Here is a 24,145-nt window from a genome sequence, read left to right on the forward strand (position 1 = left end):
TACTTACACTACGCCCGCGCGCAGGAGATCGTGCATATGTACCACACCCAGCAGATGGTCGCCATCGGCAACCAGCACGCAGGTGATATGACGGGATTGCATCAGGTTTAGGGCATCTACCGCCAGGGTGCCGGGACGGATACGGATCCCTCCCCGGGTCATGACGTCGGCAATACTGGCATTGCGCATATCGACGCCGGTATCAAAGACCCGGCGCAGGTCACCATCGGTGAAGATCCCGATAATATTCATCTGGTCATCACAGATGGCAGTCATGCCTAAATTTTTACGCGTAATTTCCAGCAGCGCATCGCGCAGGGTGGCCTGCAGGCCGACGTGCGGGATTTCATCACCGGTATGCATAATATCATTGACGCGCAGCAACAGCTTACGACCAAGTGCGCCGCCCGGATGGGACAGGGCGAAATCTTCAGCAGTAAAGCCGCGGGCTTCCAGCAGGGCGACGGCGAGGGCATCACCCATCACCAGCGCCGCGGTGGTGCTGGAGGTGGGCGCCAGTCCTAACGGGCAGGCCTCTTTGGGCACTTTCACGCACAGATGGATATCCGCCGCGCGCGCCATGCTGCTGTCTGGCCGGCTGGTCATGCAAATAAGCTTCACCTGCTGGCGTTTCAGGACCGGGATCAGCGCCAGGATTTCATTCGATTCGCCGGAGTTCGATAGCGCAATCACCACATCCTGTGGAGTGACCATTCCTAAATCGCCGTGCGCCGCTTCGCCGGGGTGGACAAAAAAAGCCGAGGTGCCGGTACTGGCGAAGGTCGCTGCTATTTTGCGGCCGATGTGGCCCGACTTGCCCATCCCCATCACCACGACTTTCCCGCCGCAGCGGAAAATCGTTTCGCAAGCATGGGTAAAGTCTTCATTTATATATTGATCGAGCTGGGCCAGACCTTCACGTTCAATTTCCAGCACCTGACGGCCTGCCTGTTGAAAGTCAAAATCCGTGGGCAAATCTATTTGCGACATGATGTTATCCCGAGTCATTCAACGAAGAGCGGCGCTGTCCAGAACAGCATCGCCAACCAAACCACAAAGCCGCCGACCAGCAGTGCGCCAACCAGTCGTCCCGGCTGCTGCTGGCGGCGCCAGCACAGCACCGCGAAGATCAGGCTGACCAGCAGCATCACGCCATAATCGCGAGTAAAGGCTTCGCTCGCAAAGCTCCCCGGCGCGATCAGCGCCGGTAAACCCAGCACCAGCGCAATATTGAGGATATTGGCGCCGATGATATTGCCGATAGCAATGTCATCTTCCCCTTTCCGCGCCCCGGCGATAGCGGTGGCCAGCTCTGGCAGGCTGGTGCCTATCGCTACCACCGTCAGACCGACGGTCAGCTCGCTAATGGCAAAAAAGTTTGCCAATACCGTGGTGTTATCCACCACCATACGGGTAGCCATCGGCATGACAATCATCGCCACCCCTAACCAGAGCAGAGCGACCGGCAGCGATCCTTCTCGCGGCAGCTCCGCCAACTGTTCGCGGGTCAGACTATCGCTGCCCTGGCGCTCCGCCAGACGGGCAATTTTGATGGTAAACAGCAGCCACAGAAACGCCAGCGCCAGTAAAAACAGCCCGTCGAGACGGGACAACTGTCCATCGTAGAGCACCAGCCCGGCCAGCACACTGACCAGCAACATTAGCGGTAATTCGCGGCGCAGAATATCAGAATGCACGGTAAATGGCCTGAGTAAGGCGGCGAGACCGAGGATCAGAAGAATATTGGTAATGTTGGAGCCGAGCGCGGTGCCGACCGCCAGATCGATCTGCCCATGCAGCGAGGCCGTGGTGGAAACCATGATCTCGGGCAGGCTGGTGCCGATACTCACCACCGTCATACCGATGATCAGCGGCGGGATCCCCAACATACGACACAGGATGGAAGCGGCATAGACCAGACGATCGGCGCTGTAGACAACCAGCAGTAAACCAATAATTAACAGAGCCGTCGCTAAGAGCATCTAAAGTCCTTTCTTCAGGTATAATCGTCGCCTCGCTGGGTTATCCCTACGCAGCGTAACGAATTCTTAATTTTGACTTTATGTGTGCCAAAAGTAAAACAAATGCCAGCTTTCGCTAACCTGTGCAGGTAAGATTCTGTAAAAATGTTGTGATTGTGGCGCAAGAAAGGGCCATGCTTGCCCGTCAGGTGTTTAGTAAGGATGATTTTATGAGCCAAACTCAGGCGAATTTAGTTGAAGTGCGCGGTATCCGCTTTTCACGCGGCGATCGTGTGATCTTCGACGACATCTCGCTGTCGGTGCCGCGCGGTAAAATTACTGCGATCATGGGACCTTCGGGGATCGGCAAGACTACCCTGTTACGCCTGATCGGCGGCCAGATCCCGCCGGACAGGGGAGAGATCATGTTTGATGGCGAGAACGTACCACAGATGACGCGATCGCGTCTTTATACGGTGCGTAAGCGGATGAGCATGCTGTTCCAGTCCGGCGCGCTGTTCACCGATCTCAATGTCTTTGATAACGTTGCCTATCCGCTGCGCGAGCATACGCAGCTGCCGCCTGCGCTGCTGCATACGACGGTGATGATGAAGCTGGAGGCGGTGGGGTTGCGAGGTGCGGCGAAGTTAATGCCCTCCGAGCTTTCCGGCGGGATGGCGCGCCGCGCCGCCCTGGCGAGAGCCATTGCGCTGGAGCCGGACCTGATTATGTTCGACGAACCGTTTGTCGGGCAGGATCCCATCACCATGGGCGTGCTGGTGAAGTTGATTTCTGAACTCAACAACACGTTGGGTGTCACTTGCATCGTGGTTTCGCACGATGTGCCTGAGGTGCTTAGCATCGCAGACTACGCGTATATCGTGGCGGATAAAAAGATTATCGCCCACGGTAGCGCCCAGTCGCTGCGGGAAAATGCCGACGCTCGGGTTCGTCAGTTCATTGATGGTATTGCCGACGGCCCGGTGCCGTTCCGTTATCCGGCTGGCGACTATCACCATGATTTATTAGGCATAGGGAGTTGAGCGACTCATGCTGTTTAATGCGCTGGCCGCGCTAGGGCATCGCGGGATTAAAACCACCGCGACGTTTGGACGCGCCGGATTAATGCTTTTCAACGCCGTTGTGGGCAAACCAGAGTTTCGCAAGCACGCGCCGCTGCTGGTTCGTCAGCTCTATAACGTTGGCGTTCTGTCGATGCTGATTATCATTGTATCGGGCTTGTTTATCGGTATGGTGCTCGGCCTGCAGGGGTATCTGGTCTTAACCACCTACAGCGCAGAGACCAGTCTTGGCATGCTGGTGGCGCTGTCGCTGCTGCGCGAGCTGGGACCGGTGGTTGCTGCGCTATTGTTTGCCGGCCGCGCCGGATCGGCGCTGACCGCCGAGATTGGCCTGATGCGGGCCACGGAACAGCTCTCCAGTATGGAGATGATGGCGGTGGACCCGCTGCGCCGCGTGATTTCCCCCCGCTTCTGGGCTGGCGTCATTTCGCTGCCGCTGCTGACGATTATCTTCGTGGCGGTGGGGATCTGGGGCGGTGCGCTGGTAGGCGTGAGCTGGAAGGGTATTGATGGTGGCTTTTTCTGGACCGCGATGCAAAATGCCGTCGACTGGCGAATGGATCTGGTGAACTGCCTGATTAAGAGCCTGGTATTCGCTATTACGGTAACCTGGATTGCGTTATTTAACGGTTATGACGCTATCCCCACTTCCGCCGGGATTAGCCGGGCGACAACGCGCACCGTGGTGCATGCGTCGCTGGCGGTTCTGGGGCTGGATTTTGTGCTGACTGCGCTGATGTTTGGGAATTGAGTTCATGCAAACGAAAAAAAATGAAATCTGGGTAGGGGTGTTCTTACTGGTGGCGCTGCTGGCGGCGCTGTTTGTCTGCCTGAAGGCGGCGAACGTTACCTCGCTACGTACCGAGCCGACTTACCGCCTGTACGCGACCTTCGATAACATCGGCGGCCTGAAGGCGCGTTCGCCGGTACGCATCGGCGGTGTGGTTGTGGGGCGGGTAGCGGACATCACTCTCGACCCGAAAACCTATCTGCCACGCGTGGAGCTCGATATTGATGAGCGCTACAACCATATCCCGGATACCAGTTCGCTGGCGATCCGCACCTCGGGTCTGCTGGGCGAGCAGTATCTGGCGCTGAACGTCGGTTTTGAAGACCCGGACCTCGGGACGGCTATCCTTAAAGACGGCGGCACGATCCAGGACACCAAGTCCGCCATGGTGCTGGAAGATCTGATTGGTCAGTTCCTTTATAACAGCAAGGGCAGCGACAATCAGAATTCTGGTAATGATAAGGCCGCGGCAGAAGGTCATACTGACGCGACGCCGGCAGCCGGCACGACGCATTAATTTCAGGAGAAACACGATATGTTTAAACGCTTACTCATGGTCGCCATGCTGGTGATTGCCCCGCTGACCGCCGCCCAGGCGGCAGACCAGTCCAACCCGTATAAGCTGATGAATGAAGCGGCGCAGAAAACCTTCGATCGCCTGAAGAATGAACAGCCGAAGATTAAAGCTAACCCTAACTATCTGCGCGACATCGTCGACCAGGAGCTGCTGCCGTATGTGCAGGTGAAATATGCCGGCGCGCTGGTGCTGGGCCGCTACTACAAAGAAGCGACCCCGGCGCAGCGTGAAGCCTACTTTGCCGCCTTCCGCGAATATCTGAAGCAGGCCTACGGCCAGGCGCTGGCGATGTACCATGGTCAGACTTACCAGATTGCTCCAGAGCAGCCGCTGGGTGATGCCACCATCGTGCCTATCCGCGTGACCATCGTCGACCCGAATGGCCGTCCGCCAGTGCGTCTGGACTTCCAGTGGCGTAAAAATACGCAGACCGGCTACTGGCAGGCTTACGATATGATCGCCGAAGGGGTCAGCATGATCACCACCAAACAGAATGAGTGGAGCGATCTGCTGCGTACCAAAGGCGTCGACGGGCTGACTGCGCAGTTGAAAGCGATCTCCGCTCAGCCGATCACGCTGGATCAGAAAAAATAATGACCGGGCAGCTGAGCTGGACTCGCGAGGGCGAGACGCTGGCGCTGCACGGGGAGCTGGACCAGGATCTGCTGGTTCCGCTCTGGGAAGCACGCGCCAGGGCGACGGAGGGAGCGACGATCATCGATCTCAGCCAGACTACGCGCGTGGACACGGCGGGCCTGGCGCTGTTAGTGCATTTTGTGGCACTGATTCGCCGTCAGGGGCGGGAAGCGCAACTGATCGCGAAGAGCGAAAATCTGCAAACGCTGATCGGTCTTTACAACCTGCCTGTCGATATGATCCCATAATCTTTTCAGTGTCTTAGCGTTGAAGCTATTCCGAAAGCCCCGGCAATCTTTTCGTCGGGGCTTTTTGCTTGTTTAAGACCGCGCCACTTTCCTCTAAGATGTTGGGCTGTTTTCACTATCAGATAAATTTGAGCCCATGGAAAATCATGAAATTCAGACCGTGCTGATGAACGCACTCCCCCTCCAGGAAGTCCACGTCTCTGGCGATGGCAGCCACTTTCAGGTTATTGCTGTGGGTGAGATGTTCGATGGCATGAGCCGGGTTAAAAAGCAGCAGAGCGTCTACGCGCCGCTGATGGAATATATTGCTGACAACCGTATCCATGCGCTGTCGATCAAGGCCTTCACTCCGCAGGAGTGGGCGCGAGACCGCAAACTAAATGGCTTCTAAGCTGTGGGGGGTCCCCTGCAGCGTATGTGAATTTTTAATAGAGAACAGAATCAATGGATAAATTCCGTGTTCAGGGGCCGACTCGCCTTCAGGGCGAAGTCACCATTTCTGGTGCAAAAAACGCCGCCCTGCCAATCCTCTTTTCCGCGCTGCTTGCCGAAGAGCCGGTAGAGATCCAGAACGTACCCAAGCTGAAAGATATCGATACCACCATGAAGCTGCTGAGCCAGCTGGGCGCGAAGGTTGAGCGCAATGGTTCGGTATGGATTGACGCCGGCCCGGTTGATGTATTCTGTGCTCCATACGACCTGGTGAAAACCATGCGTGCCTCCATCTGGGCACTGGGCCCGCTGGTCGCGCGTTTTGGTCAGGGACAAGTTTCTCTGCCAGGCGGCTGTGCTATCGGCGCACGTCCGGTCGACCTGCACATTACCGGTCTGGAACAGCTGGGCGCCGAAATCAAACTGGAAGAAGGTTATGTGAAGGCGTCAGTCAACGGGCGACTGAAAGGCGCGCACATTGTGATGGATAAGGTCAGCGTAGGCGCGACCGTGACTATCATGAGCGCGGCGACGCTGGCTGAAGGTACCACCGTTATTGAAAACGCCGCGCGCGAGCCGGAAATTGTCGATACCGCCAACTTCCTTAACGCGCTGGGCGCGAAAATCAAAGGTCAGGGCACCGATCGCATTACCATCGAAGGCGTGCAGCGCCTGGGTGGCGGCGTATATCGTGTACTGCCGGACCGTATCGAAACGGGTACCTTCCTGGTGGCCGCGGCGATTTCCGGCGGCAAGATCCTCTGCCGTAACGCGCAGCCAGATACCCTCGATGCCGTTCTGGCGAAACTGCGTGACGCCGGGGCTGACATCGAAACGGGCGAAGACTGGATTAGCCTCGATATGCACGGCAACCGTCCGAAAGCGGTTAACGTGCGTACCGCGCCGCACCCGGGCTTCCCGACCGATATGCAGGCCCAGTTCACGCTGCTCAACCTGGTGGCGGAAGGGACCGGTGTGATCACCGAAACGATCTTTGAAAACCGCTTCATGCACATTCCTGAGCTGATCCGTATGGGTGCGCATGCGGAAATCGAGAGCAATACCGCTATCTGTCACGGCGTGAAGCAGCTTTCAGGCGCACAAGTGATGGCGACCGATTTGCGTGCGTCGGCGAGCCTCGTACTGGCAGGCTGCATCGCTGAAGGGACCACCATCGTCGATCGCATCTACCACATCGATCGTGGCTATGAGCGTATCGAGGATAAACTGCAGGCGCTGGGTGCCAATATTCAGCGCGTGAAAGGCGAGTAATAGCATCATGGCAGTGACCCCATGGGGGTCACTGCCAGTCAATCACATCACTTGTCTGTCTTCTTTTGACGCATCATCTGCGTTCTGTCGATAAACTCATGAGTCACCGGGTCGTGGTAGCGTGACGGCCAGATGACCCACGGCTGCGTTTCCAGCGCCGAGGCGATAATCAACTCGCCTTTCGGCCAGGGGCGAGTCAGGGCGTTCGCCAGCGTTGAAGAACTCAGGCCATGCCGTCGCGACTCTGCCGCCAGCGATGTTCCACGTTTACGTAATCCGGCAACAATATCTGCGGGATGCCAGTCGATGAACTTATCCATAAATTCTCCTGGTGATAAAGATCCAGATCGTCCCACATGGGCGATAAGGACACTATACCCGCGTACTATGTAAGGTTCTAACAAGTTCTGTTAAAGCGCCGGAATATTCAGAATGTATCAAGATAGCTGGAAGTTAGGGTGGAAAATGGACTTTTACTGGAACTTTCCCGCGCATCGCGCGGGAAAGGAGAGGGGATTAATGATCGCGCTGGACCGCGATATGTGCCAGCCCAATCAAGGCTTCGCGCCACGGGGTGTCCGGGAGGATCTGCAGGGCAGCAATCGCTTTGTCGGCTTCTTCTTCAGCACGTTTCTGCGTCCATTCCAGCGAGCCACAGGTGGCCATCGTTTCCAGAACAGCATCCAGCAGATGGCGACCATTGCCTTGCTCGATCGCCCCGCGGATCATCGCCGCCTGATCGGGGGTACCGTGATGCATAGCATGCAACAACGGTAGCGTCGGTTTGCCTTCGTTCAGGTCATCGCCGACGTTTTTACCGAGCCGCTCTCCGTCGGAACTGTAGTCGAGTAAATCGTCGATCAACTGGAAAGCGGTGCCGAGATAGCGACCATAATCCTGCAACGCGCGCTCTTCTTCCGCAGAGCAGTCGGCCAGCATTCCCGCACACTGCGAGGCGGCCTCAAACAGGCGCGCCGTCTTGCTGTAGATGACGCGCATGTAGTTCTCTTCAGTGATATCCGGATCGTTGACGTTCATCAACTGCAGCACTTCGCCTTCGGCAATGACGTTCACCGCCTCCGACATGACCTCGAGGATCTTCAGTGAGCCTAGCTGGGTCATCATCTGGAAAGCGCGGGTATAGATGAAATCGCCAACCAGCACGCTGGCGGCATTGCCGAACGCCGCATTGGCCGTGGCTTTGCCGCGACGCATATCAGACTCATCGACGACGTCGTCATGCAGCAGCGTGGCGGTATGAATAAATTCAATCAGCGCAGCAATAGTGACATGCGCGCTCCCTTGATAGCCCACCGCGCGCGCGGCAAGCACAGCAATCATCGGGCGAATGCGTTTGCCGCCGCCGCTGACGATGTAATAGCCTAACTGATTGATAAGCTGAACATCGGAGTTGAGTTGCTCAAGAATCGTCGCATTGACACCCGCCATATCTTGCGCGGTTAACTCATTGATTTTTTCTAAATTCATCGCAAAAGCCGGGCCAAATGTCCTGTTACCATGAATCCAGGTGGGATCACAGAAGGATTAAGACAGAATTAAAAGAAGATATGATTGTACTGAAAAATTGCCGTAGATAAACGTTGTCGTGAAAGTTGTGTTTTTTTTCTGCATTGATCGCTGATCGCTCTTGTCAAAGGCTCGCGTTTTGCGTAATATTCGCGCCCTATTGTGAATATTTATAGCGCACTCTGAATCACATAAAGAGGTGCGCGGAAGCGGAGTTTTATATGTACGCGGTTTTCCAAAGTGGTGGTAAACAACACCGAGTAAGCGAAGGTCAGACCGTTCGCCTGGAAAAGCTGGACATCGCAACTGGCGAAGCTGTTGAATTCGCTGAAGTGCTGATGATCGCAAACGGTGAAGAAATCAAGATCGGCGTTCCTTTCGTTGAGGGCGGCGTAATCAAAGCTGAAGTTGTTGCTCACGGTCGTGGCGAGAAAGTTAAAATCGTTAAGTTTCGTCGTCGTAAACACTATCGTAAGCAGCAGGGCCATCGTCAGTGGTTCACTGATGTGAAAATCACTGGCATCAGCGCCTAAGACCTGAGGAGTAGATTTAAATGGCACATAAAAAGGCTGGCGGCTCGACTCGTAACGGTCGCGATTCAGAAGCTAAACGTCTGGGCGTAAAACGTTTCGGCGGTGAAGCAGTTCTGGCAGGTAGCATCATCGTTCGTCAACGTGGTACCAAATTCCACGCTGGCACCAACGTTGGTTGCGGCCGTGACCACACTCTGTTCGCTTTGACTGACGGTAAAGTCAAGTTCGAAGTTAAAGGCCCGAAAAACCGTAAATTCATCAGCATCGTTGCTGAATAAGTTTTTCGCGTCCCGGTAACGGATGAAAGCCCCGCAACACGTTGCGGGGCTTTTTACATTCGTCTACTGGAAAATTTTGCAGGGAAACAGGCATGAAGCAGCAGGCTGGGATTGGCATTATTCTGGCGCTCACCACCGCGATGTGCTGGGGAGCGCTGCCGATTGCAATGAAGCAGGTTCTCGAGGTGATGGCGCCGCCTACGGTGGTGTTTTATCGCTTTCTGATGGCAAGTATTGGGCTTGGCGCGATCCTCGCGATCAAAGGCAAACTGCCGCCGCTGCGAATTTTTCGCAAGCCGCGCTGGCTGGTTTTGTTAGCCATTGCCACCGGTGGCCTGTTCGGTAACTTCATTCTGTTCAGTTCTTCCCTGCAATATCTCAGCCCCACTGCTTCTCAGGTCATCGGCCAGCTATCGCCGGTGGGCATGATGGTGGCAAGCGTCGTGATTCTGAAAGAGCGCATGCGCGGTACCCAGGTGGTGGGCGCGTTGATGTTGCTCAGCGGGCTGGTGATGTTTTTCAACACCAGCCTGATTGAAATCTTTACCCGCCTGACGGATTACACATGGGGGGTAATTTTCGGCGTTGCTGCTGCAACGGTGTGGGTAAGCTATGGCGTCGCGCAAAAGGTGTTATTGCGCCGTCTGGCATCACAGCAGATACTATTTTTGCTGTACACTTTATGTACGATTGCATTACTGCCGCTCGCTAAGCCCGGGGTGATATCCCAGTTAAGCGACTGGCAATTGGCATGCCTGATTTTTTGCGGGCTGAATACTCTGGTCGGCTACGGGGCGCTGGCGGAAGCCATGGCGCGCTGGCAGGCGGCGCAGGTCAGCGCGTTAATCACCTTGACGCCACTGTTTACGCTACTGTTTTCTGATTTATTATCAATGGCCTGGCCCGATTTTTTCGCCAGACCGATGTTAAACCTGATTGGTTATCTCGGTGCGTTTGTCGTGGTTGCGGGCGCGATGTATTCCGCCATCGGCCATCGTCTTTGGGGGCGTTGGCGTAAGCGAGAGGCGGTTGTACCGCTGCCCCGCTCAGGCGAATGATTTACGGAGAGTAAAATGAAGTTTGTAGATGAAGCAACGATCCTGGTCGTAGCAGGTGACGGCGGCAATGGTTGCGTAAGCTTCCGCCGCGAAAAATATATTCCACGTGGCGGCCCGGACGGCGGCGATGGCGGTGACGGCGGCGATGTCTGGCTGGAAGCGGACGAGAACCTGAACACCCTGATCGACTACCGTTTTGAAAAATCGTTCCGCGCCGAACGCGGGCAGAATGGCCAGAGCCGCGACTGTACCGGTAAGCGTGGTAAAGACGTGACGGTGAAAGTGCCGGTCGGGACCCGGGTTATCGACCAGGGAACCGGCGAGACCATGGGCGACATGACCAAACACGGTCAGCGTCTGATGGTGGCGAAAGGTGGCTGGCACGGTCTGGGCAACACCCGTTTCAAATCATCCGTTAACCGCACCCCGCGTCAGAAGACCATGGGTACCCCGGGTGATAAACGCGACCTGCAGCTGGAGCTGATGCTGCTGGCCGATGTCGGGATGCTGGGGATGCCGAACGCCGGCAAATCCACCTTCATCCGCGCGGTCTCCGCCGCCAAGCCGAAAGTGGCTGACTATCCGTTTACCACCCTGGTGCCGAGCCTGGGCGTGGTGCGTATGGACAACGAGAAGAGCTTCGTGGTCGCCGATATCCCGGGGCTGATTGAAGGCGCAGCGGAAGGTGCAGGCCTTGGTATCCGCTTCCTCAAGCACCTTGAGCGCTGCCGTGTGCTGCTGCATCTCATCGACATCGAGCCTATCGATGGTTCCGATCCGGTTGAGAATGCCCGCATTATCATTGGCGAGCTGGAGAAATACAGCGAGAAGCTGGCCTCTAAGCCACGCTGGTTAGTCTTTAACAAGATTGACCTGATGGACAAAGCGGAAGCCGAAGCCAAAGCGAAGGCGATTGCCGAAGCGCTGGGTTGGGAAGATAAATTCTACCTGATCTCAGCGGCCAGCCAGCAGGGCGTGAAAGAGCTGTGCTGGGACGTGATGACCTTTATCATCGAAAACCCGATCGTGCATGTGGAAGAAGAGCAGAAGCCGGAGAAAGTCGAGTTCATGTGGGACGACTATCACCGTCAGCAGCTTGAAGAAGCCGAAGTCGAAGTGGAAGATGACGAAGACTGGGATGACGACTGGGACGAAGACGACGAAGAAGGCGTCGAATTCATCTACAAACGCTAATCCTGACTTCGCTGGATCAAAAAGGGCCGCATCTGATGCGGCCCTTTTGTTTTAGTTGTTCTGGTACAAATCTTTATACAAGCGGCTTTCAAAGCGGACCAGCGGGATGCGGCGATTACGCTGGTCGGCGGGTTCCACGGCGTAGCCGGAGAGATATTGCACGAAGGCCACCTTTTGTCCGCTGGCGGTAGTGATAAAGCCTGCAAGGTTATAAACCCCCTGCAACGAACCTGTTTTCGCCGAGACTTTGCCATCCACGCCCGCCTGGTGGAGACCGGCGCGGTATTGCAGCGACCCGTCGTGGCCCGCCAGCGGCAGCATGGAGATGAAGTTGAGCTCGGTATCGTGCTGGGCGATATACTGCAGCACCTGCATCATGGTCGCCGGGGCGATCAGGTTGTGGCGCGACAAGCCAGAGCCGTCGGCGATGATCGTGTTGCCGAGATCGACCCCAGCCTGTTGACGCAGGATCTGGCGTACGGCATCGGATCCTGCCCGCCAGGTGCCTGGTACGCCGAAGCGGGCGTGGCCGATGGTACGAAAGACGGTGTCGGCAATCATGTTATCTGACTTCTTCAGCATGATCCGCAGCAGATCGTGCAGTGGAGCCGACTGGGTGGTGGCTAATACCGTTCCGGGGTCATTGGCCAGCGTCTGGCGCAACAGCGTGCCGCTATAGGTGATCCCCGCCTGGGTCAGCTCCGCTTTGAGGATCGCCCCGGCGTAGCTGGCGCCGTCCTGAATGGCGAAGGCCAGCGGCAGCGGCTCGCTACGCTGCGGCAGGCAGCCAGTGAGGGTATAGCGATTGAGATCGCCTGGCACTACGTCGAGCTCGCAGTACTGTGCTTCTGCTGAGCCGCGCGCCAGCGTTCGCACCTGGCTGAACATGGTTACCGGATAATAGGACGCAACGCGAATGAAGGCGAGATCGCCCGGTTTCTGCGCGCTATACAGCGAGACAGAGAAGCAGTTACGGTCGACAATTGCGGCCGCCGGCGGGGCGCTGAAGCACTGCGTCAGGTCGTTCCACGGCCAGCCCGGCGCTTTGTCATGGCTGGCGAAGACCGAGGTATCGATGAGCACATTGCCTTCGATACGCTGCACGCCAGCTTTTTTCAGCGTCGCCACCATATTGCGAATATCCTGCCGTTTGAGCGTCGGATCGCCGCCGAAGCGCGCAATCAGATCGCCTTTCAGCACGCCGCCGTCAAGTGAGCCTTTGGTTTCCAGCGTGGTGGTAAAGCGGAAATCGGGCCCCAGCTGCAGCAGAGCCGCCAGCGCGGTGATAACCTTTTGCGTACTGGCCGGGAGCGCCATTTGCTGGCTGTGATAGTCGATTTCCGGCGTCGATGCGCCGACCTTTTGCGCCATAAAGGCAAGGTTCGCACCGGCGGGAAGCTGGTTGATGTACTCGTCAATATTCGCCGCCTGAGCGCTAAGCGCTATACCGGCAGTCAATCCGATGATAAATCTGGGAAATCGCATAATCTCGCGCTAACAACCTGAAGCCAGGCCGTCATACTACGGTGCAACGCCCAGTAAAGTAAACGATGACCCATAATGAACTTCGGGGTAAAATACCTATCAAATGAAAAATTGCTGCTGACCTGGGGAGTGTTTCCCGGGTCGGTTTCTTTTTGCTCGTGTCCTGCCTGTGGGCAGGGCAGGTGGCGGGGCGGGACTATCCGTTCCCTGAAGGAATGATAAAGAGGTATAACTAATGCAAGCGATTCCGATGACCTTACGTGGCGCTGAGAAACTGCGCGAAGAACTGGATTATCTGAAGTCTGTGCGTCGTCCTGAAATCATTGCCGCTATTGCTGACGCTCGTGAGCACGGCGATCTGAAAGAGAATGCTGAGTATCATGCCGCGCGTGAGCAGCAGGGCTTCTGCGAAGGGCGAATCAAAGATATCGAAGCGAAGCTGTCCAATGCCCAGGTGATTGATATCACCAAAATGCCGAATAATGGCCGGGTGATTTTTGGTTCAACCGTCAGCGTGCTGAACCTCGATACCGACGAGGAACAGACCTACCGCATCGTGGGCGATGATGAAGCGGATTTTAAGCAGAATCTGATCTCCGTGAACTCACCGATCGCGCGTGGTCTGATCGGCAAAGAGCAGGATGATGTCGTGACTATCCGTACCCCGGGTGGTGAAGTGGAATACGAAATTACTAAGGTTGAATACCTGTAAGGCGTATTTCCCGCTACGATCTTTATAGATTGTAAAGAAAGGAAAAAGGCCGCATAGCGGCCTTTTATCAACGTCAGGAGCATGGCATTTTGCTCGCCTGGCCGCAGAAATCCCTCGTTTTACACAAAGTTGTGTCGAGATTCAGGATATTCTTAGCGTGGCAGCGAGATCTTACGCTCTGGCGTTGGGCGGTACAGAACCAGCGTTTTACCGATGACCTGTACATTACAGGCGCCGGTTTCACGCACGATGGCTTCCACGATCAAGGCTTTAGTTTCGCGATCTTCTGAGGCGATCTTCACCTTGATGAGCTCATGGTGCCCTAACGCTTGTTCGATCTCGGCCAGTACCCCTTCGGTCAAACCATTATTGCCAAGCATAACTACTGGCTTGAGCGGATGTGCCAGACCTTTCAGGTGCTGTTTTTGTTTAGTACTCAGATTCATCGTATTTTTTTGCTTACGTTGGGATTGAAAACGGGTCATTCTACCGCCATCTCCCATATATCGCCAAACTACCGCGTCGATTTTTACGCAGTAAAGTACGATGAACCCGAACGGGAATGTTAAATGACAGGTAAAAAGCGTTCTGCCAGCTCAAGCCGCTGGCTTCAGGAACACTTTAGCGATAAATATGTTCAACAGGCACAGAAAAAGGGGTTACGTTCCCGTGCCTGGTTTAAACTTGATGAAATACAGCAAAGTGACAAAATTTTTAAGCCGGGGATGACGATAGTTGACCTCGGTGCTGCTCCCGGTGGCTGGTCGCAGTATGCGGTCACGCAGATCGGCAACAGCGGCCGCATCATTGCTTGCGATCTTTTACCAATGGATCCAATCGTTGGTGTGGACTTCCTTCAGGGCGATTTTCGTGATGAATTAGTCCTGAAAGCGTTACTTGAGCGAGTGGGCGACAGTAAAGTCCAAGTTGTCATGTCCGATATGGCGCCGAATATGTGCGGAACACCGGCGGTGGATATTCCCCGGGCTATGTATCTGGTAGAACTGGCGCTTGAAATGTCTCGTGATGTATTAGCGCCAGGTGGTAGTTTTGTAGTGAAGGTGTTCCAGGGCGAAGGCTTCGATGAGTATCTTCGAGAAATTCGCTCCCTGTTTACGAAGGTCAAAGTTCGTAAGCCGGACTCTTCCCGCGCTCGTTCGCGTGAAGTGTATATTGTAGCGACCGGGCGTAAACCATAACCGGCAGATTTCAAACGAAAGTTTGAATGAAACTGGATATAGAGTATCCTGACGCTGTTTTTAACACAGTTGTAATAAGAGGTTAATCCCTTGAGTGACATGGCGAAAAACCTAATACTCTGGCTGGTCATTGCCGTTGTGCTGATGTCAGTATTCCAGAGCTTTGGGCCCAGCGAGTCGAATGGCCGCAAGGTGGATTATTCTACCTTCCTGCAAGAGGTCAATCAGGACCAGGTTCGCGAAGCGCGTATCAACGGACGTGAGATCAACGTTACCAAGAAAGATAGTAACCGTTACACGACTTACATTCCGGTTAACGATCCGAAGCTGCTCGATAACCTGTTGACTAAAAACGTCAAAGTTATTGGCGAACCACCAGAAGAGCCAAGCCTGCTGGCTTCCATCTTCATCTCCTGGTTCCCAATGCTGCTGTTGATCGGCGTCTGGATCTTCTTTATGCGGCAAATGCAGGGCGGCGGCGGAAAGGGCGCGATGTCCTTCGGCAAAAGCAAAGCCCGTATGCTGACGGAAGACCAGATCAAAACGACTTTTGCCGACGTTGCCGGGTGTGACGAAGCGAAAGAGGAAGTCGGTGAGCTGGTGGAATACCTGCGTGAGCCGAGCCGCTTCCAGAAACTGGGCGGTAAGATCCCGAAAGGCGTCCTGATGGTCGGCCCTCCGGGTACCGGTAAAACGCTGCTGGCGAAAGCGATCGCTGGCGAAGCGAAGGTGCCGTTCTTCACAATTTCCGGTTCTGATTTCGTCGAAATGTTCGTCGGTGTCGGTGCATCTCGTGTGCGTGACATGTTCGAACAGGCCAAGAAAGCAGCGCCTTGCATCATCTTCATCGATGAAATCGACGCCGTCGGCCGCCAGCGTGGCGCGGGCCTTGGTGGTGGTCACGATGAACGTGAGCAGACCCTGAACCAGATGCTGGTTGAAATGGACGGCTTCGAAGGTAACGAAGGTATCATTGTTATCGCGGCGACTAACCGTCCGGACGTTCTTGACCCGGCGCTGCTGCGTCCAGGCCGTTTCGACCGCCAGGTTGTTGTTGGTCTGCCGGATGTTCGCGGTCGTGAACAGATCCTGAAAGTGCATATGCGTCGCGTACCGCTGGCGCCGGATATCGACGCGGCGATCATTGCGCGCGGTACCCCGGGCTTCTCCGGTGCGGACCTGGCGAACCTGGTCAACGAAGCGGCGCTGTTTGCTGCTCGCGGCAACAAACGCGTTGTGTCGATGGTTGAGTTCGAAAAAGCGAAAGACAAAATCATGATGGGTGCGGAACGTCGCTCCATGGTGATGACGGAAGCGCAGAAAGAATCGACCGCTTACCACGAAGCGGGCCACGCCATTATCGGCCGTCTGGTACCGGAACACGATCCGGTCCATAAAGTGACGATTATCCCGCGCGGTCGTGCGCTGGGTGTGACCTTCTTCCTGCCGGAAGGCGATGCGATCAGCGCCAGCCGTCAGAAACTGGAAAGCCAGATCTCCACGCTGTACGGCGGTCGTCTTGCGGAAGAGATTATCTACGGTCCGGAACATGTTTCTACCGGTGCGTCCAACGATATTAAAGTGGCGACAAACCTGGCGCGTAACATGGTGACTCAGTGGGGCTTCTCCGACAAACTCGGTCCGCTGCTGTATGCGGAAGAAGAGGGCGAAGTCTTCCTCGGCCGTAGCGTAGCGAAAGCGAAGCATATGTCTGATGAAACCGCGCGTATCATCGACCAGGAAGTGAAATCGCTGATTGAGCGTAACTACGGTCGTGCTCGTCAACTGCTGAACGACAACATGGACATCCTGCACGCGATGAAAGATGCGCTCATGAAATATGAGACCATCGATGCGCCGCAGATTGACGACCTGATGGCTCGTCGCGATGTTCGTCCGCCAGCGGGTTGGGAAGAATCTGGTTCTTCGAACAACTCTGACAACAATGGTACGCCTCGTGCGCCGCGCCCGGTTGATGAACCGCGTACGCCGAACCCGGGCAACACCATGTCAGAGCAGCTGGGCGACAAGTAAGCTACCGCTGTTGATGTCTTGTTTTAACCTTAAAACCCCGGGGCGCCCGCTCCGGGGTTTTTCTTTTTTAACCTCTTCAGTCTCAGGGATTTTGTGATGAAACTTGTAGCCCAGGGCTCAACCCTCGATCTCTCTCATCCCCATGTGATGGGCATTCTTAATGTGACGCCCGACTCTTTCTCCGATGGCGGTGCCCACAACTCGCTGGTTGAGGCGGTGAAGCATGCCAACCTGATGATTAACGCCGGGGCGACCATCATTGATATCGGCGGTGAATCGACGCGGCCAGGGGCGGCTGAAGTGAGCGTAGAAGAGGAACTCGCACGGGTGATCCCGGTCGTCGAAGCGATCGCTCAGCGCTTTGAAGTGTGGATCTCGGTGGATACCTCCAAACCGGAGGTTATCCTCGAATCGGCCCGGGCAGGGGCGCATATCATTAACGATATTCGCTCTCTGACCGAGCCTGGCGCGCTGCAGGCAGCCGCGGAAACCGGGCTGCCGGTGTGTCTGATGCATATGCAGGGTCAGCCGAAAACCATGCAGGAGGCGCCGAAATATGAGGATGTCTTCGCCGATGTCGAGCGCTTTTTTACAGAACATATTGTGCGCTGCGAGCAGGCGGGGATCGCAAAAGAAAAATTGCTGCTCGACCCAGGATTCGGTTTCGGTAAAAATCTCTCCCATAATTATCAACTGCTGGCCAGACTGGGGGAGTTTCACCACTTTGGGCTGCCTCTGCTGGTCGGTATGTCGCGTAAGTCGATGGTAGGTCAGTTGCTGAACGTCGGGCCGTCAGAACGGCTGAACGGCAGCCTGGCGTGTGCCGTCATTGCAGCAATGCAGGGCGCGCAGATAATCCGCGTCCATGATGTCAAAGAAACGGTAGAAGCGCTGCGCGTGGTGGAAGCCACCCTCGCCGCTAAGGGAAAAAAACGTTATGAGTAACCGCAAGTATTTTGGCACCGATGGTATTCGTGGCCGCGTCGGCGATGCGCCGATCACTCCGGAGTTTGTGCTTAAGCTGGGCTGGGCGGCAGGGAAAGTGTTAGCGCGCCACGGCTCGCGTAAAATTATCATCGGCAAGGATACCCGTATTTCGGGCTACATGTTGGAGTCGGCGCTGGAAGCTGGGCTGGCGGCAGCGGGGCTCTCTGCGTCGTTCACCGGACCCATGCCGACACCGGCTATCGCCTACCTGACGCGCGCATTCCGCGCCGAGGCGGGGATCGTTATCTCGGCTTCGCATAACCCTTTCTACGACAACGGTATTAAATTCTTCTCCATTGAGGGCACCAAGCTGCCAGACGATGTGGAAGAGGCGATTGAAGCCGAAATGGAGAAGGAGCTTACCTGCGTGGATTCGGCAGAACTGGGCAAAGCCAGCCGTATCGTCGATGCCGCCGGGCGCTACATTGAATTTTGTAAAGGCACCTTTCCCAACGAACTGAGCCTCTCCACGCTGAAAGTGGTGGTGGATTGCGCGCACGGCGCGACCTATCACATTGCCCCCAATGTCTTCCGCGAGCTGGGAGCCCAGGTTATCGCGATGGGCTGCGAGCCAGACGGCCTCAACATCAACGAAGAGGTCGGCGCCACCGACGTGCGTGCGCTGCAGGCGCGCGTGCTGGCGGAGAAAGCCGATCTGGGCATTGCCTACGATGGCGATGGCGATCGGGTGATCATGGTTGACCATGAAGGTAATAAAGTCGATGGCGACCAGATCCTCTACATCATCGCCCGGGAAGGACTGCGTCAGGGGCAGCTGCGCGGCGGCGCCGTCGGCACGCTGATGAGCAATATGGGACTGGAGCTGGCGCTCAAGCAGTTAGGTATTCCATTTGCCCGCGCGAAGGTCGGTGACCGCTATGTGCTCGAGATGCTGCAGGAAAAAGGCTGGCGCATTGGTGCGGAAAACTCCGGCCACGTGATCCTGCTGGATAAAACCACCACCGGCGATGGCATCGTCGCCAGTCTGCAGGTGGTCGCGGCGATGGTACGCAACCATATGAGCCTGCATGACCTCTGCAGCGGTATGAAGATGTTCCCTCAACTGCTGGTGAATGTGCGGTTTACCGAAGGCAGCGGTAACCCACTGGAGAACGAGCATGTCAAAGCGGTGACCGCAGAAGTGGAAGCGGCGTTAGGGAAACGCGGCCGTGTCCTGCTGCGTAAATCCGGAACGGAGCCGCTGATCCGCGTCATGGTGGAAGGCGAGCATGAAGATCAGGTGCACGAGTTCGCGCATCGCATCGCCGAAGCGGTAAAAAGCGTCTAAGCTTTCCGGCTAAGTGGTTAAAAAGGCGGCGCTTGCCGCCTTTTTTATGATAGAAAACCGACTTTTTGCTGTTTTTTTCTGCAGTTGATACAATGTGTCGAAATTGCCCTTGCGAAGGTCATTCGCTTTGGTTAGTATTCACACCCGCTTCAGTGGGAAACGTTAAAACGTCCCGCTTTATTGGTCGAAGCACTTGGTATGCGGCAAATCCGCAAGGAACAGGTTGATTATGTACGAAGCTCTTTTGGTAGTTTTCCTTATTGTAGCGATTGGCCTTGTTGGTCTGGTTATGCTGCAGCAAGGTAAAGGCGCTGATATGGGAGCCTCCTTCGGTGCAGGCGCTTCCGGCACACTGTTTGGGTCCAGCGGTTCTGGTAACTTCATGACCCGTATGACCGGCATCCTGGCTGCGCTGTTCTTCATCATCAGTCTGGCGCTGGGTAATATCAACAGCAACAAGACCAGTAAAGGAAGTGAGTGGGATAACCTGAGCGCGCCGAAAACGGAGCAAACTCAGCCAACTGCACCGGCTCAGCCGAGCAGCGACATCCCGCACTAAGTATTCTGTACCGAGGTGGTGGAATTGGTAGACACGCTACCTTGAGGTGGTAGTGCCCTAACGGGCTTGTGGGTTCGAGTCCCATCCTCGGTACCAATATTCCAGAAAAAAGACGCTGAAAAGCGTCTTTTTTTGTTTTTGTCCCCACCGGCCATTTATTTATAAACATCTCTTTGCTGGTTCCCTCCTTTTACTGTCGTTAAAGTCGCCTCGTCAAATTAACAGAGGTGAAGTGACATAATGAACAAGATCGGGTTGCTTATCGTCGCCGGCGTGCTCGGTTTAGCAGGGTGCAGTTCAACATCGCCCTCCCAAACGGTGGAGACGATTAATGCGCTAACGGTACCGGTATCGCACAGTGAGCCTGGGGCTACAGCGAATAATGCCCAGGCGGTGACGCGCTATTTCCAGGACAATACGGCACTGATTGGTCGCCTTAACCATTCGTTGAAAAATCATTATTTGCAGGATGTGGAGCGCCGCGATGTGTTTGACAGACATAGTGAGGCGTACCAGGTGTATGGCGCCCTGACCCGTCTGGAGCAGATGGCGTCCATGAATGACGTTTACCGGAAAGAGAATAATGTTGCTGGTCTGCAGGAGATCAACCGCGTGCTGAAAAGCGTGCCGTTGGCCAGCTGAGAGAAGGCAGGGACTGCCGGACGGCAATCCCTGTGTAAGGATTAAAAGCGGAAGTTAACCCCGGCATAGGCCCCGTCGGCCAGGGTGTTGTCACGATGGCCATCTTTCCCGGCGATATCGATATAACGATAGCCTGCTTCGATATTCAGAGACGGGAGCACGTTAATACGTAATCCGGCATTGGCCTCCACATAATCATCGACGCCGCTGGACATTGAGTCGGGTGAGTAATAGCCCTCACCGAAGAGCGTGAAGTACTGGCCGAGGGGGAGTTCTGCTCCGCCACCTGCAGCAATGGCGTAACCTTCATCCCCATCGTTGGGGTTCAGATAGACACCTTTACCGCCCAGCGTCATCAGAAAAGGCCCAAGGTTAAAGTTGTAGCCCATTCCCAGTCCTACGCTATCCCCGTCGTTGTCGCTGTGGACCCACTGGGTATTGAACGTCATACCCGGTTCCCCGGCGCCAAAGCTGGCGGAGAGATTGGTGAACTCGGCACCGGCTTCACCATGCAGGTTAACGGATGCGCAGACGGCGCTGCTGGCCCCCAGGGCGATCATCACGGCAACCAATTTTGGAGTAATAGACTTCATTGTGGAATTCCTTCAGATAAAAAAAAGCCCGATACGGGCGTTCGGGCAAAATTAACGGGTTCTTGGATCTCATCGTTATGGTCGCTGCAGACGACAGGCGAGGGGGTCAACTCCCGCTACCGCTGCTAACGCCTGGCCGATTTCCGGTGGCATATCCTGAGCCGGTGCAGGCCCGGCGGTTAACGCCGTGAGTGGCTGCCTGCTGGTCGAGCCCAGGGACATGTTGTCCGCCGGTAAATTCAGATGCTCAGCATAAAATTTTTCTTTTTTTACCGTTAGCGTTTATTGATTTAAATTTAAACATTTTCAACAGTGAGGTGAATAACAACAAATAAAGGTGACTGGTGCGGTCAAAATTTTTCAGGAAGTGAGGCGATGCTTTGCAAATAACCGCCGCGGGCAAAGGCAATATAACCGCCTTTCTTTAATGCTGACAAGACATTGAGAATACTGCTGCGCGACAGATGGGTCCTGTCCTGAATATATTCAAGAATAGACACGCGCTGCCGGGTCTCTTCGGTTAATAGCATCATTTCCAGTAGATGGTTACGGATAACCGAATAGGTTCGCTGTTGCAGGACCAGATCGTCACGATATACCAGGTACGAAGTATGATAGGCCAGCAGGCTGGTCACCTCCTCCCACAGGTTATGCTGGCGAAAGAGTGCGGAGGCCAGGTCAGAGTCGATCCGTAGCAGCTCGGATGAGACCTCCGCCCGCAGGCTATGGCTACGGCTGGGCTGTAGCATTTCCGCCACGCCGAAAAGGTGCGGCTCATAGACGGTTACCATCAATAGCTTGTCGGAATTACGGATAATCGACAGTTCGCCTTTTTTAAAAATAAAGAGCTGAGTTTTGCCTTTATATTCCCATGTCAGTCTTTTTCTGGCGATCGCGTTAACGGGCGTGGCGTGCGGCTCAAGCACATCGATCAGTCGGTCAATGGCCTTTTGCGGCCTGATCGGTGGTTTAATATTCATGATGTTTATCACCAGATATGAATTAATCAATTGAGGTTATTATAGTCAACAATTTTGCTGGTCGGGCGATAAGGAAAAAATGCGTCCTGGCGATTTTTTTTGATGTTGGTGGGTAACAAAAAATAAAAAGCCGGCGGAAAGCCGCCGGCGGAGAGCAAACATCGTCAGGCGATTATTTGCCTTTGTTTTCCAGATTCTCAACCTGCGGTAAACCGGTTGCTGAGGAGGCGCTCAGCAGGCCAGACTGGGCATAGCCAAACAGCTTCTCGCGGGTATCGGTGATATCCAGATTACGCATGGTCAGCTGACCGATACGGTCTTCGGCGGTAAACATAGAATCGCCTTTTTCCATGGTCAGACGCTCTGCTTTATAGGTCAGGTTGTCTGAAACGGTATTGAGGATCGAGTAGTCGTTACCGCGACGCAGTTCGAGGGTGACTTCACCGGTGATCTGGCTGGCAACCCAGCGTTGCAGTGAATCACGCAGCATCAGCGCCTGGGAATCGAACCAGCGTCCCTGATACAGCAGGCGGCCCAGTTGACGACCGTGGGCGTGGTATTGCTCGATAGTATCTTCGTTATGGATACCGGTCAGCAGACGCTCATAGGCGATATGCAGCAGCGCCATCCCCGGGGCTTCATAAATGCCGCGGCTTTTCGCTTCGATAATGCGGTTTTCAATCTGATCGCTCATGCCCAGACCGTGGCGACCACCGATACGGTTGGCTTCCAGCATCATCTCGACGTCATCGGCGAAGGTTTTGCCATTCAGCGCCACCGGATGGCCTTGCTCAAAGCGTACCGTCACCTCTTCCGCAGGGATCTTCACGGTTTCGTCCCAGAACTTCACGCCCATAATCGGGTTGACGATCTTGACGCTGGAGTTCAGGAATTCGAGGTCTTTCGCTTCGTGGGTCGCGCCGAGCATGTTGGAGTCGGTGGAATAGGCTTTTTCGACTGACATCTTGTAGTCAAAGCCGCAGGCGATCATAAATTCGGACATTTCGTGACGGCCGCCGAGTTCATCAATAAAGTCGCTGTCCAGCCACGGCTTGTAAATCTGCAGTTCAGCATTGGTCAGCAGGCCGTAACGATAGAAACGTTCGATATCGTTGCCTTTATAGGTGCTGCCATCGCCCCAGATGTTGACGCCATCTTCTTTCATTGCCGCCACCAGCATGGTGCCGGTGACCGCGCGGCCCAGCGGCGTGGTGTTGAAGTAGGTCAACCCACCGGTGGTGTTATGGAATGCGCCACACTGAATCGCCGCGATCCCTTCTGCGACCAGCTGTTTGCGGCAGTCGATCAGACGGGCACCTTCGGCGCCATACTCTTTCGCGCGGCGCGGAATAGCATCGTAGTCGTCTTCGTCCGGTTGACCCAGGTTAGCGGTATATGCATAAGGCACGGCGCCTTTTTTGCGCATCCATAACAGCGCGGCGCTGGTATCCAGTCCACCAGAGAAAGCGATACCAATACGTTGACCAACCGGGAGATGCTTGAGAATCGTCGTCATAAAATAAAACCCTGCTCGATAGACTGTGGTGAGTTCGACTCAACAACCTTAACTGCATTTTTATGCATTAATTGTGAGTATTCATTTAACCATCTTTTACTGGCGACAGGAAGGGCTTCATCATCTTTTTGCTAAAAAAGCCTGAAATACCAGCACAAACGGCAATCGGGGGCGATAAAATGCATGTTGACAAAATATACTAATTGCCGATACAATTCACCCCGATTTTATGTCCCGTCTTCGGTACCAAATCCCAGCAGTATTTGCGTCTTTTACTCAATAAGAGTAAAATATGCCACGTTTCAGGCGCGGGGTGGAGCAGCCTGGTAGCTCGTCGGGCTCATAACCCGAAGGTCGTCGGTTCAAATCCGGCCCCCGCAACCACTTTCCCATTAAGTACTTTTTCAAATATACTGTGAGGACTAAGTGTCCTTCGTAGCCGAATTTGAAAGAATTCTTGCGGAAGGTGTTCCAGATCGCCATGGCGATCTCAGGGTTCAGTTATCTAAAGCCCCGATTTATCGGGGTTTTTTGTTATCTGACTTCAGAATAACTGGGCTAT

The 24,145-nt window shown here is 55.0% G+C and carries 27 protein-coding genes and 2 tRNA genes; 20 read left to right on the top strand and 9 right to left on the bottom strand.

Translation table 11 applies throughout. The annotated features are described in order from the left end of the window. Positions 1-3: 3 nt before the first annotated feature. Both kdsD and CWM53_RS14000 read right to left on the bottom strand, forming a co-directional pair. Positions 4-1,008: an arabinose-5-phosphate isomerase KdsD gene (kdsD, locus tag CWM53_RS13995; RefSeq protein WP_165784215.1), complete on the bottom strand. Its 1,005-nt coding sequence runs from the start codon at positions 1,006-1,008 to the stop codon at positions 4-6. Further along, positions 1,005-1,982 (bottom strand): calcium/sodium antiporter, encoded by a 978-nt coding sequence (locus CWM53_RS14000; protein WP_074387490.1) that lies wholly within the window; start codon positions 1,980-1,982, stop codon positions 1,005-1,007. Before CWM53_RS14000 ends, kdsD begins: the two co-directional genes overlap by 4 nt. Before the next feature lie 209 nt (positions 1,983-2,191). On the opposite strand from CWM53_RS14000, the gene mlaF reads away from it, so the two are divergent. The 7 genes from mlaF (at position 2,192) to murA (ending at position 6,998) form a co-directional block, all read left to right on the top strand. Beyond that, positions 2,192-3,004, top strand: coding sequence for a phospholipid ABC transporter ATP-binding protein MlaF (mlaF, locus tag CWM53_RS14010; RefSeq protein ID WP_100676247.1), 813 nt, complete (start codon positions 2,192-2,194; stop codon positions 3,002-3,004). Between the two features lie 7 nt (positions 3,005-3,011). Further along, the gene (gene mlaE, locus CWM53_RS14015; protein ID WP_004150949.1) at positions 3,012-3,794 is read left to right on the top strand and encodes a lipid asymmetry maintenance ABC transporter permease subunit MlaE; all 783 of its coding nucleotides are present in this window, start codon (positions 3,012-3,014) and stop codon (positions 3,792-3,794) included. 4 nt (positions 3,795-3,798) lie between these two features. After that, positions 3,799-4,350 carry an outer membrane lipid asymmetry maintenance protein MlaD gene (gene mlaD, locus CWM53_RS14020; protein WP_061153191.1) on the top strand — a complete coding sequence of 184 codons (552 nt, stop codon included), beginning with the start codon at positions 3,799-3,801 and terminating at the stop codon, positions 4,348-4,350. Positions 4,351-4,368: 18 nt separating this feature from the next. Beyond that, complete coding sequence (mlaC, locus tag CWM53_RS14025; RefSeq protein WP_100730516.1) at positions 4,369-5,004, top strand: phospholipid-binding protein MlaC; 636 nt, start codon at positions 4,369-4,371, stop codon at positions 5,002-5,004. Next, entirely contained in the window at positions 5,004-5,294 is a 291-nt protein-coding gene (gene mlaB, locus CWM53_RS14030; protein ID WP_008806646.1) for a lipid asymmetry maintenance protein MlaB, read from the top strand. Before mlaC ends, mlaB begins: the two co-directional genes overlap by 1 nt. Before the next feature lie 136 nt (positions 5,295-5,430). Beyond that, entirely contained in the window at positions 5,431-5,685 is a 255-nt protein-coding gene (gene ibaG / locus CWM53_RS14035; RefSeq protein WP_004144910.1) for a BolA family iron metabolism protein IbaG, read from the top strand. A gap of 53 nt (positions 5,686-5,738) precedes the next feature. Then, positions 5,739-6,998, top strand: coding sequence for a UDP-N-acetylglucosamine 1-carboxyvinyltransferase (murA, locus tag CWM53_RS14040; RefSeq protein WP_061153193.1), 1,260 nt, complete (start codon positions 5,739-5,741; stop codon positions 6,996-6,998). Between the two features lie 47 nt (positions 6,999-7,045). On the opposite strand, the gene sfsB is transcribed toward murA, so the two are convergent. Further along, a complete protein-coding gene (gene sfsB, locus CWM53_RS14045; RefSeq protein WP_074387491.1) occupies positions 7,046-7,318 on the bottom strand; it encodes a DNA-binding transcriptional regulator SfsB in 273 nt (90 codons plus the stop codon). Between the two features lie 196 nt (positions 7,319-7,514). Then, positions 7,515-8,486: an octaprenyl diphosphate synthase gene (gene ispB, locus CWM53_RS14050; protein WP_008806643.1), complete on the bottom strand. Its 972-nt coding sequence runs from the start codon at positions 8,484-8,486 to the stop codon at positions 7,515-7,517. Positions 8,487-8,746: 260 nt separating this feature from the next. Here ispB and rplU point away from each other — a divergent pair, with 260 nt between their 5' ends. The 4 genes from rplU to cgtA all read left to right on the top strand — a co-directional run bounded on the left by rplU (position 8,747) and on the right by cgtA (position 11,588). Beyond that, positions 8,747-9,058: a 50S ribosomal protein L21 gene (gene rplU / locus CWM53_RS14055; RefSeq protein ID WP_002918379.1), complete on the top strand. Its 312-nt coding sequence runs from the start codon at positions 8,747-8,749 to the stop codon at positions 9,056-9,058. Positions 9,059-9,078: 20 nt separating this feature from the next. Further along, positions 9,079-9,336, top strand: a complete 258-nt coding sequence (rpmA, locus tag CWM53_RS14060; protein ID WP_002434222.1) for a 50S ribosomal protein L27 — start codon at positions 9,079-9,081, stop codon at positions 9,334-9,336. A gap of 92 nt (positions 9,337-9,428) precedes the next feature. Next, positions 9,429-10,394 carry a DMT family transporter gene (locus CWM53_RS14065; RefSeq protein ID WP_061153195.1) on the top strand — a complete coding sequence of 322 codons (966 nt, stop codon included), beginning with the start codon at positions 9,429-9,431 and terminating at the stop codon, positions 10,392-10,394. Positions 10,395-10,409: 15 nt separating this feature from the next. Further along, positions 10,410-11,588, top strand: coding sequence for an Obg family GTPase CgtA (gene cgtA / locus CWM53_RS14070; RefSeq protein WP_100730517.1), 1,179 nt, complete (start codon positions 10,410-10,412; stop codon positions 11,586-11,588). Between the two features lie 51 nt (positions 11,589-11,639). Here cgtA and dacB read toward each other — a convergent pair whose 3' ends face one another. Next, entirely contained in the window at positions 11,640-13,073 is a 1,434-nt protein-coding gene (gene dacB, locus CWM53_RS14075; protein ID WP_008806640.1) for a serine-type D-Ala-D-Ala carboxypeptidase, read from the bottom strand. A 235-nt stretch (positions 13,074-13,308) separates the two neighbouring features. Here dacB and greA point away from each other — a divergent pair, with 235 nt between their 5' ends. Continuing rightward, the gene (gene greA / locus CWM53_RS14080) at positions 13,309-13,785 is read left to right on the top strand and encodes a transcription elongation factor GreA (RefSeq protein WP_008806639.1); all 477 of its coding nucleotides are present in this window, start codon (positions 13,309-13,311) and stop codon (positions 13,783-13,785) included. Between the two features lie 152 nt (positions 13,786-13,937). On the opposite strand, the gene yhbY is transcribed toward greA, so the two are convergent. Further along, positions 13,938-14,231 (bottom strand): ribosome assembly RNA-binding protein YhbY, encoded by a 294-nt coding sequence (gene yhbY / locus CWM53_RS14085; RefSeq protein WP_002918374.1) that lies wholly within the window; start codon positions 14,229-14,231, stop codon positions 13,938-13,940. 123 nt (positions 14,232-14,354) lie between these two features. Between yhbY and rlmE the strand changes: the two genes are divergently transcribed. The 7 genes from rlmE (at position 14,355) to CWM53_RS31040 (ending at position 20,494) form a co-directional block, all read left to right on the top strand. Further along, positions 14,355-14,984: a 23S rRNA (uridine(2552)-2'-O)-methyltransferase RlmE gene (rlmE, locus tag CWM53_RS14090; RefSeq protein WP_008806638.1), complete on the top strand. Its 630-nt coding sequence runs from the start codon at positions 14,355-14,357 to the stop codon at positions 14,982-14,984. Between the two features lie 99 nt (positions 14,985-15,083). After that, positions 15,084-17,018, top strand: a complete 1,935-nt coding sequence (gene ftsH / locus CWM53_RS14095; protein WP_061153198.1) for an ATP-dependent zinc metalloprotease FtsH — start codon at positions 15,084-15,086, stop codon at positions 17,016-17,018. 96 nt (positions 17,019-17,114) lie between these two features. Then, positions 17,115-17,963 carry a dihydropteroate synthase gene (gene folP / locus CWM53_RS14100; protein WP_100632184.1) on the top strand — a complete coding sequence of 283 codons (849 nt, stop codon included), beginning with the start codon at positions 17,115-17,117 and terminating at the stop codon, positions 17,961-17,963. Next, positions 17,956-19,293: a phosphoglucosamine mutase gene (gene glmM / locus CWM53_RS14105; RefSeq protein ID WP_004206179.1), complete on the top strand. Its 1,338-nt coding sequence runs from the start codon at positions 17,956-17,958 to the stop codon at positions 19,291-19,293. Before folP ends, glmM begins: the two co-directional genes overlap by 8 nt. Before the next feature lie 229 nt (positions 19,294-19,522). Further along, a complete protein-coding gene (gene secG, locus CWM53_RS14110; RefSeq protein WP_061153201.1) occupies positions 19,523-19,852 on the top strand; it encodes a preprotein translocase subunit SecG in 330 nt (109 codons plus the stop codon). A gap of 9 nt (positions 19,853-19,861) precedes the next feature. Next, positions 19,862-19,948 (top strand) — tRNA-Leu (locus CWM53_RS14115). A 297-nt stretch (positions 19,949-20,245) separates the two neighbouring features. Next, positions 20,246-20,494, top strand: a complete 249-nt coding sequence (locus tag CWM53_RS31040; protein WP_162493299.1) for a hypothetical protein — start codon at positions 20,246-20,248, stop codon at positions 20,492-20,494. Positions 20,495-20,535: 41 nt separating this feature from the next. Here CWM53_RS31040 and CWM53_RS14125 read toward each other — a convergent pair whose 3' ends face one another. The 3 genes from CWM53_RS14125 to argG form a co-directional block, all read right to left on the bottom strand. Continuing rightward, complete coding sequence (locus CWM53_RS14125; protein WP_061153202.1) at positions 20,536-21,087, bottom strand: YfaZ family outer membrane protein; 552 nt, start codon at positions 21,085-21,087, stop codon at positions 20,536-20,538. A gap of 350 nt (positions 21,088-21,437) precedes the next feature. After that, positions 21,438-22,067 carry a winged helix-turn-helix transcriptional regulator gene (locus CWM53_RS14130; protein WP_074387699.1) on the bottom strand — a complete coding sequence of 210 codons (630 nt, stop codon included), beginning with the start codon at positions 22,065-22,067 and terminating at the stop codon, positions 21,438-21,440. Between the two features lie 172 nt (positions 22,068-22,239). Then, a complete protein-coding gene (gene argG, locus CWM53_RS14135; protein WP_061153203.1) occupies positions 22,240-23,583 on the bottom strand; it encodes an argininosuccinate synthase in 1,344 nt (447 codons plus the stop codon). Positions 23,584-23,890: 307 nt separating this feature from the next. Here argG and CWM53_RS14140 point away from each other — a divergent pair. Beyond that, positions 23,891-23,967 (top strand) — tRNA-Met (locus CWM53_RS14140). The last annotated feature ends 178 nt before the right edge of the window (positions 23,968-24,145 follow it).

This window comes from Klebsiella sp. A-Nf5, from assembly GCF_002810545.1.
GTDB lineage: Bacteria > Pseudomonadota > Gammaproteobacteria > Enterobacterales > Enterobacteriaceae > Klebsiella > Klebsiella variicola.

Bases quoted from the DNA above. Each gene is read 5' to 3' on its own strand.
- mlaD (WP_061153191.1), top strand. From the start codon at position 3,799: ATGCAAACGAAAAAAAATGAAATCTGGGTAGGGGTGTTCTTACTGGTG.
- glmM (WP_004206179.1), top strand. From the start codon at position 17,956: ATGAGTAACCGCAAGTATTTTGGCACCGATGGTATTCGTGGCCGCGTC.
- rpmA (WP_002434222.1), top strand. From the start codon at position 9,079: ATGGCACATAAAAAGGCTGGCGGCTCGACTCGTAACGGTCGCGATTCA.
- folP (WP_100632184.1), top strand. From the start codon at position 17,115: ATGAAACTTGTAGCCCAGGGCTCAACCCTCGATCTCTCTCATCCCCAT.
- dacB (WP_008806640.1), bottom strand. From the start codon at position 13,073: ATGCGATTTCCCAGATTTATCATCGGATTGACTGCCGGTATAGCGCTT.
- CWM53_RS14130 (WP_074387699.1), bottom strand. From the start codon at position 22,067: ATGAATATTAAACCACCGATCAGGCCGCAAAAGGCCATTGACCGACTG.
- yhbY (WP_002918374.1), bottom strand. From the start codon at position 14,231: ATGAATCTGAGTACTAAACAAAAACAGCACCTGAAAGGTCTGGCACAT.
- rplU (WP_002918379.1), top strand. From the start codon at position 8,747: ATGTACGCGGTTTTCCAAAGTGGTGGTAAACAACACCGAGTAAGCGAA.
- mlaC (WP_100730516.1), top strand. From the start codon at position 4,369: ATGTTTAAACGCTTACTCATGGTCGCCATGCTGGTGATTGCCCCGCTG.
- sfsB (WP_074387491.1), bottom strand. From the start codon at position 7,318: ATGGATAAGTTCATCGACTGGCATCCCGCAGATATTGTTGCCGGATTA.
- ftsH (WP_061153198.1), top strand. From the start codon at position 15,084: ATGGCGAAAAACCTAATACTCTGGCTGGTCATTGCCGTTGTGCTGATG.
- mlaE (WP_004150949.1), top strand. From the start codon at position 3,012: ATGCTGTTTAATGCGCTGGCCGCGCTAGGGCATCGCGGGATTAAAACC.
- rlmE (WP_008806638.1), top strand. From the start codon at position 14,355: ATGACAGGTAAAAAGCGTTCTGCCAGCTCAAGCCGCTGGCTTCAGGAA.
- greA (WP_008806639.1), top strand. From the start codon at position 13,309: ATGCAAGCGATTCCGATGACCTTACGTGGCGCTGAGAAACTGCGCGAA.
- ibaG (WP_004144910.1), top strand. From the start codon at position 5,431: ATGGAAAATCATGAAATTCAGACCGTGCTGATGAACGCACTCCCCCTC.
- argG (WP_061153203.1), bottom strand. From the start codon at position 23,583: ATGACGACGATTCTCAAGCATCTCCCGGTTGGTCAACGTATTGGTATC.
- murA (WP_061153193.1), top strand. From the start codon at position 5,739: ATGGATAAATTCCGTGTTCAGGGGCCGACTCGCCTTCAGGGCGAAGTC.
- mlaF (WP_100676247.1), top strand. From the start codon at position 2,192: ATGAGCCAAACTCAGGCGAATTTAGTTGAAGTGCGCGGTATCCGCTTT.
- cgtA (WP_100730517.1), top strand. From the start codon at position 10,410: ATGAAGTTTGTAGATGAAGCAACGATCCTGGTCGTAGCAGGTGACGGC.
- ispB (WP_008806643.1), bottom strand. From the start codon at position 8,486: ATGAATTTAGAAAAAATCAATGAGTTAACCGCGCAAGATATGGCGGGT.
- mlaB (WP_008806646.1), top strand. From the start codon at position 5,004: ATGACCGGGCAGCTGAGCTGGACTCGCGAGGGCGAGACGCTGGCGCTG.
- CWM53_RS14125 (WP_061153202.1), bottom strand. From the start codon at position 21,087: ATGAAGTCTATTACTCCAAAATTGGTTGCCGTGATGATCGCCCTGGGG.
- secG (WP_061153201.1), top strand. From the start codon at position 19,523: ATGTACGAAGCTCTTTTGGTAGTTTTCCTTATTGTAGCGATTGGCCTT.
- kdsD (WP_165784215.1), bottom strand. From the start codon at position 1,008: ATGACTCGGGATAACATCATGTCGCAAATAGATTTGCCCACGGATTTT.
- CWM53_RS14000 (WP_074387490.1), bottom strand. From the start codon at position 1,982: ATGCTCTTAGCGACGGCTCTGTTAATTATTGGTTTACTGCTGGTTGTC.
- CWM53_RS14065 (WP_061153195.1), top strand. From the start codon at position 9,429: ATGAAGCAGCAGGCTGGGATTGGCATTATTCTGGCGCTCACCACCGCG.